14 protein-coding genes are annotated in these 12,834 nt (G+C 46.2%); all 14 read right to left on the reverse strand.

The genetic code is table 11. The features are described 5' to 3' along the window. Positions 1–203: 203 nt before the first annotated feature. The 14 genes from V9W66_RS09185 to V9W66_RS09250 all read right to left on the reverse strand — a co-directional run bounded on the left by V9W66_RS09185 (position 204) and on the right by V9W66_RS09250 (position 12,649). Positions 204–1,154: a glycosyltransferase family 2 protein gene (locus V9W66_RS09185; protein WP_015526721.1), complete on the reverse strand. Its 951-nt coding sequence runs from the start codon at positions 1,152–1,154 to the stop codon at positions 204–206. Positions 1,155–1,269: 115 nt separating this feature from the next. Beyond that, positions 1,270–2,238 (reverse strand): tRNA dihydrouridine synthase DusB, encoded by a 969-nt coding sequence (gene dusB / locus V9W66_RS09190; RefSeq protein WP_144093621.1) that lies wholly within the window; start codon positions 2,236–2,238, stop codon positions 1,270–1,272. Positions 2,239–2,247: 9 nt separating this feature from the next. Further along, positions 2,248–2,616: a DUF6145 family protein gene (locus V9W66_RS09195; RefSeq protein WP_015526724.1), complete on the reverse strand. Its 369-nt coding sequence runs from the start codon at positions 2,614–2,616 to the stop codon at positions 2,248–2,250. Positions 2,617–2,747: 131 nt separating this feature from the next. After that, positions 2,748–3,554: a biotin--[acetyl-CoA-carboxylase] ligase gene (locus V9W66_RS09200; RefSeq protein ID WP_144093620.1), complete on the reverse strand. Its 807-nt coding sequence runs from the start codon at positions 3,552–3,554 to the stop codon at positions 2,748–2,750. Continuing rightward, complete coding sequence (gene argF, locus V9W66_RS09205) at positions 3,554–4,552, reverse strand: ornithine carbamoyltransferase (RefSeq protein ID WP_015526726.1); 999 nt, start codon at positions 4,550–4,552, stop codon at positions 3,554–3,556. Before argF ends, V9W66_RS09200 begins: the two co-directional genes overlap by 1 nt. Before the next feature lie 26 nt (positions 4,553–4,578). After that, the gene (locus tag V9W66_RS09210; RefSeq protein WP_144093619.1) at positions 4,579–5,520 is read right to left on the reverse strand and encodes an SPFH domain-containing protein; all 942 of its coding nucleotides are present in this window, start codon (positions 5,518–5,520) and stop codon (positions 4,579–4,581) included. 3 nt (positions 5,521–5,523) lie between these two features. Beyond that, positions 5,524–5,964: an NfeD family protein gene (locus V9W66_RS09215; protein ID WP_144093618.1), complete on the reverse strand. Its 441-nt coding sequence runs from the start codon at positions 5,962–5,964 to the stop codon at positions 5,524–5,526. A 15-nt stretch (positions 5,965–5,979) separates the two neighbouring features. After that, positions 5,980–6,756: a TrmH family RNA methyltransferase gene (locus tag V9W66_RS09220; protein WP_144093617.1), complete on the reverse strand. Its 777-nt coding sequence runs from the start codon at positions 6,754–6,756 to the stop codon at positions 5,980–5,982. 36 nt (positions 6,757–6,792) lie between these two features. Then, positions 6,793–7,452, reverse strand: coding sequence for a potassium channel family protein (locus V9W66_RS09225; protein ID WP_114002749.1), 660 nt, complete (start codon positions 7,450–7,452; stop codon positions 6,793–6,795). A 13-nt stretch (positions 7,453–7,465) separates the two neighbouring features. After that, on the reverse strand, positions 7,466–8,860 hold the full coding sequence (locus tag V9W66_RS09230) for a TrkH family potassium uptake protein (protein ID WP_243121601.1): 1,395 nt from the start codon (positions 8,858–8,860) through the stop codon (positions 7,466–7,468). 8 nt (positions 8,861–8,868) lie between these two features. Next, on the reverse strand, positions 8,869–9,858 hold the full coding sequence (pfkA, locus tag V9W66_RS09235; RefSeq protein WP_144092968.1) for a 6-phosphofructokinase: 990 nt from the start codon (positions 9,856–9,858) through the stop codon (positions 8,869–8,871). 212 nt (positions 9,859–10,070) lie between these two features. Then, a complete protein-coding gene (locus V9W66_RS09240; RefSeq protein WP_144092970.1) occupies positions 10,071–10,940 on the reverse strand; it encodes a sigma-70 family RNA polymerase sigma factor in 870 nt (289 codons plus the stop codon). A 910-nt stretch (positions 10,941–11,850) separates the two neighbouring features. Further along, a complete protein-coding gene (locus V9W66_RS09245) occupies positions 11,851–12,084 on the reverse strand; it encodes a hypothetical protein (protein ID WP_144092972.1) in 234 nt (77 codons plus the stop codon). A gap of 394 nt (positions 12,085–12,478) precedes the next feature. Then, complete coding sequence (locus V9W66_RS09250; protein WP_186289991.1) at positions 12,479–12,649, reverse strand: hypothetical protein; 171 nt, start codon at positions 12,647–12,649, stop codon at positions 12,479–12,481. Between the last annotated feature and the right edge of the window lie 185 nt (positions 12,650–12,834).

Here is a 12,834-nt window from a genome sequence, read left to right on the forward strand (position 1 = left end):
TTGCTACCATTCCCAAGAGCTCTTTTTTCTAAAAAAGGGCGTAAAAATCTCAGGATATTCACAATTCCTGTATTATACCGAAAAGCCCCAGTATTGTCAAGCATTCCACGTCGAAAAAGGGTCCCTGAAATATGCAAAAAAAGCCGCGCGAAATCTCAGATTTCAACACGGCTTTTCTGTATTATCCTGCCCGGTCTGATTCCTTATTTCTTCTCCGGAAAAAGATCTTTATAACGATTAGTCACCATCTGTGTCTGATACTCAAAATCCTGTTTATGCTGATTGACCAGTGTAGAAAGGATGATCCCTGAAAACCAGCAGATGATAGCTGTCAGGATCACAAACCCGCTGACGATCAGTGTCGGGATCTTTTCCACTGTCCCAACCTCCAGAAAATGTACCAGCACCGGAATAAAGAATACCATTCCCACCACAAACAACACTGCTGCGATAAGGGAAAAGAACTCCAGCGGCTTGTAATTCTTGAACATTTTCACAATAGTCTTCAGGACCTTAAATCCATCTGCATAAGTATTCAGCTTGGACTCACTTCCCTCCGGCCTGTCACGATATTCAATGACTACATTCTCAACCTGCATGTTCTTATCGATGGCGTGGATCGTCATCTCTGTCTCGATCTCAAAATTCCTGGAAAGTACCGGGAATGTTTTTACAAAGCGGTAACTCATGGCACGGTAACCTGTCATGATATCCTTGATGTTGCTTTTGAAAAGACGGTTAATGGAACCTCTTACGATGCTGTTTCCAAAGTTGTGGAAAGGTCTCTTGTTCTCTGTAAAATATGTAGAAGAAAGGCGGTCACCAACTACCATGTCTGTGCCTTTCTCCAGAACCTTGCTGCACATTTCAGCTGCAAACTCTGCCGGATAAGTATCGTCGCCATCTACCATAAGATAACACTGCGCATCGATATCCCGAAACATACTGCGGATCACGTTTCCTTTTCCCTGCTGATACTCATAACGGACAACTGCCCCTTCTTTTCTGGCGATCTCGTCAGTTCCATCTGTAGAGTTATTATCATATACGTAGATCACAGCTTCCGGAAGTGCTTTTTTCATATCGCGGATAACCTTTGCTACCGTCTTGCTTTCGTTGTAGCAAGGAATTAAAACTGCTATTTTATCTGCCATTATTTTTCTCCTGTAAAACAAAAAAACTTTCTGCGGATTCCCACTAACTGACTGTAGCACGCGCCCCGTTCCTTGTCAATAGAACGTTTCGTTTTCTCCGGCATACTTTTCTCTTTTATCGCTCCAGTACCATGTCTGTAAGCTTTTTCAGTTCTTCATAGCTTGAAATATTATTAGATTCTCTCCGGATTCCCGCACTGTGCCGCATACCGGCTGTATACCAGGCTACATGCTTCCGCATTTCGCGGATCCCGATATACTCACCCTTTATCGCGATCTGATCTTCGGCATGGCGCAGGATCATCTCGCAGACTTCCTCTGTGGTTGGTCTGGGAAGCTTTTCCCCGGTGTGGAAATAGTGGTTCAGCTCCCGGAAGATCCACGGATTCCCACGTACTGCACGACCGATCATCACCGCATCGCAGCCAGTCTCTTTAAACATGGCTTCTGCAGTTTCCGGTGAAACGATGTCTCCGTTTCCTATCACCGGAATGGTCACCGCTTCCTTCACCCTGCGGATAGCATCCCAGTCCGCCTGGCCGGAATAATACTGCTGTCTGGTCCTTCCATGAACTGCGATGGCTGCTGCACCGGCATCCTCCACCCGTTTTGCGATCTCCACCACATCCACCGGCGTATTTTCATCAAAGCCAATGCGGACCTTCACCGTTACCGGCTTGGAAACTGCTCCGGAAACACTGCGGACGATCTCTTCGATCAGCTGAGGATCCTTCAGAAGAGCTGAGCCCTCGCCATTATTTACCACCTTGGGAACCGGACATCCCATATTGATATCGAGAATGTCAAAGGGACGCTCCTCAATGCTTTTTGCCACCTCTGCCATAAGGTCCGGCTCGCTGCCAAAAAGCTGCATGGATACCGGATGCTCCCCGGGATCGATCTCCATCAGCGCCTCTGTATTCTTATTATGAAAAGAGATCGCCTTGGCACTGACCATCTCCATACAGATCAGACCAGCCCCCTGCTCCTTGCAAAGTCTTCGAAATGCCAGATCCGTAACCCCTGCCATCGGTGCAAGCACAAAGGGGTTCGGTATCTCCACATTTCCGATCTTCCACTGCATCTTCATGGATCATTCCTCAACGGCATCTGCTTTTTTCTGCAGTTCCTCATCCGGGATATCTCCCAGGAAAAATACCTTGTAATACATTTCCAGAGATTCCAGAAGCTCTCTTTTGTCCCGCTGGAGTTCCTTGATCTTCAGTGCACTTCCGATCTCGTCAAAACGGGCATCTGCCTCCAGGGCCTCAGTCTTAAACTGCAGACTGCCGTCCTCATCAAATTCCAGTGTCAGGATCCCGCCTACATCCTCTGTGAAAAGCACACACATGATCTGCAGCTCCTGCTTTACCGTCTCAGGAAGAGAAGCAAAATCCTGGTTAAAATAATATTTCTGCTCATAAGAGCTTGCTCCGCAGAGCACAATGTTATCCTGATACATAAAATCTCCTTTATTTATAACTTGACACTCCCCACAGCTAAAGCAGGGAGATTCTTGTTTTTTCCACTACTGCAATAAAACATCAACGGAAAATCGCTGACGGAAATTTTATCCGATCTGTGCTGCATGTTTTACACATAGCTGTATAAACCACGTACAGAAACCTCTCCGGAATTTACTTCCTCGACTGTACCGTCTGCACGCTCTACCAGAAGCTCTCCGCCGGCATTGATCCCTCTTGCGATCCCCTCATATGGATCATTCTGATCCAGTACACGTACCGGCTGGTTCAGATTGGCCAGCATTTTCTCATAATCCGGTTTCAGGCCGCTGAGATCCTCTGTCTGTACAAATTTCTCATAATTTTCCTCAAAATGCTTCATCACAAGTCCGACTACCTGTGCCCGGTCAAAGGGATGTCCGCTTTCCAGATACAGAGAGGTAGCCTTATCTGCCATTTCTTCCGGGAAGCTTTCCATATTTACGTTAATCCCGACTCCGATAACTGCACAGCCGATCTTATCCTGCTTCATGGTCATTTCGGTTAAGATACCGCAGATCTTTTTGCGGGAAACAACTACATCGTTAGGCCATTTGATCCCTACCTCAAGACCGAGCTCTGCTACTGCCTGTGCAACTGAAAGTCCCATAACAAGTGTCAGCATCGGTGCCTTCTGCGGAGAAAATTCCGGGCAGATAAGGATACTCATAGTAATGGCACTGTCCGGCGGCGCACTCCATCGTCTTGTAAAACGTCCGCGTCCTGCGGACTGATATTCTGCCACAAACAGCTCTCCGTGTCCTGCGCCTTCTTCCCTCCAGGCACGTTTTCCCCAGAGGTTTGTGGAATCTGTTTCTCTTGCAAAATGGACGGTTTTGCCCGCCCATTTTGTATGTGTTGCCTGTGAAATTATTTCTTCATTAAATAAATCTGACATTATTTCTCCGGCTCTCCTAATGTTGCAACGATCACAGCCTTAATGGTGTGCATACGGTTCTCAGCTTCGTCGAATACCTTGGACTGCGGAGACTCGAATACTTCGTCTGTAACCTCCATATCTGTAAGGTTGAAACGCTCGCCCATCTCTTTTCCGATCTTTGTCTTAAGATCATGGAAGGCCGGCAGACAGTGAAGGAAGATTGCCTTTTCACCGGCGTTCTCCATTACATGTCTGGTAACCTTGTATGGTGTCAGGTCGTGGATACGCTCTGTCCATACTTCGTCAGGCTCGCCCATGGATACCCATACATCTGTGTAGATGATGTCCGCATCTTTTGTTCCTGCCTCCACATCCTCTGTGAGAGTGATGGTGGAACCTGCCTCTTCTGCCCACTGCTGACACTGTGCTACAAGCTCATCATTCGGGAAATATTTCTTGTTGGTGCAGGCTACGAAATCAAGACCAAGCTTGGAGCATACAACCATCAGGGAGTTACCCATGTTGTAACGGGCATCGCCCATGTATACAAGCTTCAGGCCTTTCAGTTTGCCGAAATGCTCACGTACTGTCAGCATATCTGCAAGCATCTGGGTCGGATGATACTCGTTTGTCAGGCCATTCCATACCGGTACACCTGCATGCTTCGCAAGCTCCTCAACAATATCCTGACCGAAGCCACGGTACTCGATTCCCTCATACATTCTTCCGAGAACTCTTGCAGTATCTGCGATGCTCTCCTTCTTTCCGATCTGGGAGCCTGTGGGATCCAGATAGGTAGAACCCATTCCCAGATCATGAGCTGCCACTTCGAAGGAACAGCGTGTTCTTGTGCTTGTTTTTTCAAAGATCAGGGCAATATTCTTACCTCTGTAATACTCATGAAGCTCTCCTGCTTTTTTCTTTGCCTTCAGATCTGCTGCAAGGTCAATCATGTAAGTGATCTCTTCCGGTGTAAAGTCTTTCAGTGTCAGGAAATTTCTTCCTTTAAGATTCATAATATGTCCTCCTCACGGCTGCAGATTTATTTCTGCTCTGCCGGTTTATCTGTCATGATTTCCTTCAGGGATGTTGCCAGACCTGCGATGCCCTGTATCTCAGACGGAATGATGATCTTCGTTGCCTTGCCGTCAGCAACTTTTGTAAGAGCCTCCAGGCTCTTCAGAGTAAGAACAGATTCATCTGCTCCTGCTTCCTTGATCATACGAAGTCCTTCTGCAGTTGCCTGCTGTACTTTAAGGACTGCCTGTGCCTGTCCTTCAGCCTCTTTGATCATACGCTCCTTCTGAGCCTCCGCATGAAGGATCGCCGCCTGCTTCTCAGCCTCAGCATCCAGGATAGCGGACTGTTTTTTACCCTCTGCAACAAGGATGGTGGAACGTTTCTCTCCTTCTGCTTTCAGAATGGCTTCTCGTCTCTCACGCTCAGCCTTCATCTGTTTCTCCATGGCATCCTGGATGGCTGCCGGAGGAATGATGTTCTTAAGCTCCACACGGTTAACCTTGATTCCCCATGGATCTGTAGCCACATCAAGGGAAGCACGCATCTTGGTATTGATAACCTCTCGGGATGTCAGTGTCTCATCCAGCTCCATATCACCGATGATGTTACGAAGTGTTGTAGCAGAAAGATTCTCGATCGCCATGATCGGATTCTCAACGCCATATGCGTAAAGCTTCGGATCTGTGATCTGGAAAAATACAACCGTATCGATCTGCATGGTTACATTATCTTTGGTAATTACCGGCTGCGGTGGAAAATCCACAACCTGTTCTTTCAGGTTTACTCTCCTTGCAACACGCTCAATGAACGGAACCTTGAAATGGATTCCTGTACCCCAGGTAGCCTTGTAAGCACCAAGACGTTCCAGTACCACTGCATAAGCCTGCGGTACAATGCGGATACAAGATGCAAATACCCACAGCACAAGAACGATGACTACAAGCAAAACAACAACTCCACCCATAATTTAGCCCTCCTTGCTAATTTCTTTTACGATCAGCTTCACTCCGCGGATCTCTTCGATCTCAACCACTGCACCTGTTGGAATTTCTTCCCCGTCATCTGCGGTCCGTGCAGTCCACTCGATGTCATTGATCCTCACCTGCCCGGTCTGGGCCAGGTTGTTGACCGTCTGTATCACTACGGCTCTTTTTCCCAGAAGGCTCTCTGCATTGGTCTTTTCCACGCCCTTGTTCATGTAGCGGACCGCCAGAGGTCTGGTAAAGATCAGAAGCACCACGGAAACTCCGAAAAATAAAAGGAGCTGTACAACAATTCCCCCTCCAAGCCACGAGGCAATGCACGCCACAAGAGCACCGCCTGCAAACCAGACAGTGGTAAGTCCTACCGTGATTGCTTCAATTACCAGTAAAATTGCCAGTATTCCAAGCCAGGCCAAAGGTGTCATAAAACCCCTCCTCTCTTATTCTCTTCTCTGTCTTGCAGCTTCGTACATCAGAATTCCCGATGCCATGGCAGCATTCAGCGATTCTACCTTTCCGCACATGGGAATGCGGATCAGGCAGTCTGCTGCCTCCGCCGCCTGATCAGTCAGGCCCTTCCCCTCGTTTCCGATGAAAAATGCGGTACCGCCCTTATAGGATTCCTGATCATAGGAATTCTCACCCTTCAGATGAGCTGCAAAACTGCGGATTCCCTTTTCTTTCAGCTTCTTTTCTAATGATACCACATCTTCCACGTATAGAAAAGGCATTCTGTAAATGGAGCCCATGGTAGAACGGATCACCTTGGGATTTGTGATATCCACGCAGGTTTTTGTGAGGAAAACTCCGCTTACGCCGGCGCCCTCACCGGTCCTGAGAATGGTTCCCGCATTTCCCGGATCCTGAAGATCCTCCAGAACCATGACCAGAGGATTTTTTCCCGCCAGTACCTCTTCCTCGCTCCAGGACGGCAGCTTCAGAACTGTCAGGATCCCCTGGGGAGTCTTGGTATCACACATCTGACGGAATACGGAATCCTTCACGATCTCACAGGGATATTTTTCTGCCCGGGACATCAGCTCTCCATCCCGGGAAACGGTCTCGGAGACAAACACCTGGGAAACCCAGCTTTCCGGTGCTTCCAGAAACATTTTCCGACCCTCTGCCACAAAAAGTCCCTGCTCTCTTCTGGCTTTTGCCTTCTGGTTCAGCTGCATGACATTTTTTATTTTTGCATTTGATACACTGGTTATCATACTTTTATTTCTCTCCTTCCGGCAATCCGTATTCGGTTAACGTAATTCCTCACGACTTGCATTCAGATCTTTGTTTTTTCCGATGGCGATTATGGAACAGTTGTCCGGAAGCGGTTCGGAAGGATCCAGATCTACCGTGACATTTTCACCCTGCTTGATGCCAATGATATTAATATGAAAACGCTCCCGTACATTCAGATCTACCAGATTTTTTCCGATCCAGGATACCGGCATGGAAAACTCCGCCATACTGAACTCCGCTGAAAGCTCAAACACATCCAGATACCCGCCGGACATAAGATTTCTGGCAACCCTCAGTCCCATGGACTGTTCCGGATAAATGATTTTATCTGCACCAATTTTATCAAGTATACGTCCATGAAGAGAATTCATACTTTTTGCAACTACAAAGGGCACTCCCAGATCCTTGGCCTGCATGGTTGCGGAAATACTGGCTTCCAGATTTTCGGCAACTGCGATAATGGCTACATCCACATTCTGGACTCCCAGAGCCTTCAGGATTCCCGGTTCACGGACATCTGCTTTTACCGCATAGGTTACTTTTTCGGAAATCTCTTCGATATTTTCTTCTTTGTCATCAATGGCAAGGACATCACAATCTGACTCTGCCAGCGTCACCGCCAGAGTCATTCCAAACTGTCCAAGCCCGATCACGGCAAAAGATTTATTTTTCATTCTGTTCTCCTGTTTAACCGATCATGATATCTTCTTCACCGAGATGCGTGGTGCTTCCCGGCCTGTTGCGTACACGCATCACAACTGCTGTTCCAAGTGTCAGCGGTCCGATACGTCCCAGATACATGGTAAGGATCACGATCCACTTGCCTGCCACATTCAGCTGAGGTGTCAGTCCTCTGGAAAGTCCTACTGTAGCCACCGCAGAAGTGATCTCATATAAAACATCTGCCAGATCCACTCCCGGCATTACTGCGGACAAAAGCACCGTCATGGTAAAAAGGATCAGCACACTGGTTCCTGCAACAACCATGGCAGAACGGAGATAGCTCTCACGGATCCTGCGGCCGTATACCTCTACATCCTTTTTTCCCTGAAGATATGCTGCAATGGAAAGGATCAGAACCGCAATGGTAGTAGTCTTCACACCACCGGCAGTGCCCATGGGTGATCCTCCGATAAACATCCACAGCAGAGAAATGATCACGGTAGGTGTGGACAAAAGCGACTGATCCATGGTATAAAATCCCGCCGTACGTGTTGTCACTGACTGGAAAAAGGATGCCATGAGCTTTGTTCCCAGTGGTGCCCCCTTCAGCGTGGAAGGGTTTCCGGATTCAAAGATAAATACCAGAAATGCTCCTGAAAATACCAGGATCCCGGTCATCGTAAGGACCAGCTTGCTCTGAAGCCGCAGTACACGAAAAACTCTGGATGGGGAGAGCTCTTTTCTCAGAACCTTGCGGAATTTATCCCACAGATCCCACCAGACGATAAATCCAAGACCTGACACAATGATCAGGCCAATCGTAGTGATATTGACCAGCGGATTGCTCACATATACCGAAAGGCTTGTTTCCCCGAAAAGATCGATCCCTGCGTTGCAGAATGCAGATACCGCCAGAAATATGGCATTCACCAGACCTTTTTTTATTCCAAATTCCGGTACAAAGCAAAACGCATACAGGACCGCACCGATTCCTTCTGCAAGAAACACGCATTTCACCACATTGCAGACTACAGCCACGACTCCACCCATTTCATCCAGGTTATAGGATTCCTTGATGATCCGCCGGTTTTTCAGGGAAATTTTCCGCCGGAGGCTGATGAATATCATATTTGCCAGTGCGATCAGTCCGATCCCGCCGATCTGTATCAGGCACAGGATAACCGCTTTTCCAATGGGGCTCCACTGGACTGCCATAACAACTGTGGAAAGTCCTGTCACACATACGCTGGTCGCCGCTGTAAAAACAGCATCCGGGAAGGTAACAGCCTGCCCGGGTGCACTGCAGAACGGCATCCGCAAAATAAGTCCACCTACAAAAATCACCCCCGCAAAGCCGAGGGCAATTATTTGTGACGTATTCAGTTTATGCAATCCGTCTGAAACTTTTTTTAAGTTCATAAATATCTTTATTTTCTGTAATTATGAGAAAGAGAATTGCAGACCTCCCACATGTAGGAATCTACATTCTTCTGCATTGCAAGAGCCTCATTGATGTCGAAATCAACAAACTCACCATGACGGTATCCAACCACACGGCTGCGTTTTCCGGCAACAAGAAGATCTACTGCAAGAGCACCCATCATGGACGCATATACACGGTCCTTACATGTAGGGCTTCCACCACGCTGCATGTGACCAAGGATCGTTGCACGTGTCTCGATACCTGTTGCAGCCTCGATACGCTTCGCCATAGCCTCTGAATGGCCGATACCCTCAGCATTTACAATGATATGGTGTTTCTTTCCTTTCTTACGGCTCTCTACGATATTGTCAATAAGCTTCTGCTCGTCGTAATCATATTTCTCCGGGATCAGGATATCCTCAGCACCGTTTGCGATACCGCACCATACTGCAAGGTATCCGGCGTTACGTCCCATAACCTCGATGATACTGCATCTTTCATGGGATGTGGATGTATCACGTACCTTGTCAATAGCTTCCATAGCTGTATTTACAGCAGTATCGAAACCGATGGTGTACTCGGTACATGCGATATCAAGGTCAATAGTTCCCGGCAGGCCAATGGTATTGATTCCAAGGTTCGCAAGCTTCTGAGCACCTGCGAAGGATCCGTCTCCACCGATAACAACAAGGCCGTCGATCTCATGCTTTCTGCAGATCTCTGCAGCCTGCTGCTGTCCTTCCTCTGTTCTCATCTCTGCACATCTGGCAGTATAAAGAATTGTTCCGCCTCGCTCAATCGTATCGGAAACGTCCTTTGCCGTCATATCTCTGATCTCTTCATTTAAGAGACCGCTGTATCCTTTATAGATTCCCTTTACGTTCAGTCCGCTGCTTAATCCTCTTCTGACAACAGCACGGATTGCAGCATTCATTCCAGGTGCGTCACCGCCGCTGGTCAAAACGCCGATCGTTTTGATTTTGTTCTCTGCCATATTGTTATCCTCCATCTTATGAAACAACCTATTGTAATACACATATTCGGGTATAGTTTATAGCATTTTTATAAGTTTTTCAATACTCTCTCCACAAGAAAATACCATTTTTACCCCCTGTTTTTCCTGATTTTACGTTTTCTTTTTGGAAAAATAACTTTCTTTTTGCACTGTATGTTCTGTGTTGCAATTTTTTTCGTATCATTCGCGTATCAAAGCACCTGCAATGCTACTCTTTCTGTAGAGCTTGTCCAGGTACGGTTAAAGCTTGTAGCTCCGTTCCCGTGAAGAGCTTTGCTATAAATATACCCATCCTCAAGAAATGGTCTGAGATACCTTGCTCTTCTGGGCCGTTTCAACTGCTTTAAAGCCTCGTTCTGCTGCTGTCGCACTCTTTCTATGGTGATTCCGTTTCTGGCAGCAGTTTCCTGTAAAGAAAGGTTTTCCTGGAACCTTGCTCTGAGCACAGCCGGCATTCTTCCCGGCAATTCATCAACCATAGGCCAGATGATCGCCTTCAGCTCCTGCTGCTTCACTTCATCCAGCATATTCTCGTATTTATCTTCCGGATCAATTACAGTATCCCCGATTGTAGCAAGATTATCCTCCAGGCCTCTCACAGGAACGTCTATACTCCCTATATCTGCTTTTCTTTCATCGGCCTGTATCTTTCTCAGAGTGGTGTCCTTAATGCCCAGATAATAGCAATACTCCCGTTCATTGGGATATCTTCCCACATGAATCCGGAAAGCGTTCTGAAAAGCCTTATACTTTCTCACTCTCTCCGAAGCGTGTACCGGTATCCTCACAGTGCCATTGTTCTGGCAATATCTCAGCAACTGCTGCCGGATCCAGTACACAGCCCAGGATAAAAAGCTCACACCTTTATCGGGATCATAGGAATCCACAGCTTTACAGATAGCAAAGTACGCTTCCTGCTGCAGATCTTCCTCTTCTGCCATGGATCTGTATTTCCTGGCATAGTCTTTTATAATTCCCATATTCTGCTGGTAAAGCTGCAGCATATTATCAGCCACATCCTCACCGGCCTTGATTCTCAGAGCAAGCTGTTCATTGGTCATTTTGGTTACTCCCCTCTACGAAAAAAGCGCAGGAACAATCCTCTGGTAAAAAGATTATTCCCACGCCGATCTTTAAGGCTTCCCCTGGCAGCAGGCCAGGAGGGTACTGTGATATTTATCTGTGAGTGAATTATAACAGGTTGGGGATAATTCTGCAATTTATTTGTTCCGAACCTTAACATTTCTTAACATCCTGCTGCCGCTTTATTTTCTTCTAAACCTCTAGCATTTCATAGCATGTTGCCGTTCGCAACGTTGCAATAAAACTGAGCGCAACGTTGCATTTCACCTTAGTATTTCTTAGCCTTTTACGTACACACTTTTCGGTATTTCGTGTACATACAAAATCAAAGATTTTTCGCCTATTCGTTTCGTTTTTTATTTATCCGAACGTTCGGATAAAAATAGCGAACGTTCGCTTTATTCGTGTTTGTTTTTACACCATAGTTTTCCAGTGTTGCACCAGCGCAATTTTTATTTTTTTTCACGCGCGACCTCTTTCGGGATTGTCGGGAGCACCCACCGGTCTCTAAACTGGTTCCAAAAATCACACTTTTTCTGACCGGGGGTATTCAATCAAGTACTATATATACTTTGTTTATAATTTTGTAGGATATAAACAGTTTTTGTTGCCTTCTTTGCAAACTGATGTTCTTTTCTTGGTTTGGCAGCAGTCTTTTAAAGTGTCAGATATGTCCGTATACTTGCCCTTTTACTTGCATTTTATCTCCCATTATCGTAAAATGAACACGGAATATTTTAACAAAGGGAAATGATACCTGACCCCCATATTTTGGGTTGGGCCATCATTTCCCTTTAGTTTTATTTTCCCTCTCTGCTTACCCATGTAGTGAACTGGTGTTCTCTTCTTGATTCGACCATCATTTTTAAGTGTCCGATTTGGACACGCTTATATGCTGATATTGATTAAACAGCCATAATTCTCTTTATAGCTATATCCACCAATAATCTGCAGTAACTCTGCTTTAACCTTGAGCCCGGCATCCATAACCACGGTCAGACCGGAAGTAAATCCTCTTGGTACATACCCAATAACGGTTTTGCGATTGATGGAAAGCAAATGGATTACGATCTTAACAGCGTTCTGATTGAACAGGTTACCCGGTTCTCTTATCAGTTCCACCTGCATGGAATCCACCGATGGGCCACGAATTACTCCAGAAAACCCAAGTTCTTATCAGTTCCACCTGCATGGAATCCACCGGGAAACTTTTCAGGAACTCAAGTCTCTCCTGACGGTTCTCCGCGCAGGTACCTGCTGCCGGAGAACCGTAAACAGCTATACCAAGAAAGCTGTTGAAGAACGAATGAAACGTGATAACGCATAAGCGCGATTACCCTATCAGTACTCTAACATGAAAGTTAGCAAATGTTAGCATTTCACTGCTGCCATGCTCCGCATATTCTTTAAAAAACTCCCCTCATCTTCAAGACATAACCTTAACATTTCTTAACATAAAAAAGCCAGAGCTCCAATAGTGCTTTTCTTGCATCTATCAAACCTCTGGCTCTATCGCTTATTTTTTATCGCTCGTTTCTATCGCGTGCTTTATCTCTATGTAGGCCCGTTTATATACACCCTGCTGCCGATCAGCAGCTTTATATGACTTAATTACTGGTCTCAATAACTGCAGGATTGCCTGAAGCTCCTGCTCTTTCTGGTATGATACCTTTATCTTTACACTCATGGGCTATTCCTCCAGGAATCCAAGTAAGAGATAATAAACCTCCCTGGCTTTTCCCTTATTTCGAAATATCAGATTTACGCTCATTGTGATATAATTCTTCATTTTGTGCCTTCCTTGTCTATTGCATTTATGTAAATATTGCTGTAAACTTTATTATAAGAGTTATTCACAGTACCCTTAATCTT

It is taken from the genome of Blautia massiliensis (ex Durand et al. 2017), assembly GCF_051861785.1.
Taxonomy (GTDB): domain Bacteria; phylum Bacillota; class Clostridia; order Lachnospirales; family Lachnospiraceae; genus Blautia_A; species Blautia_A luti_A.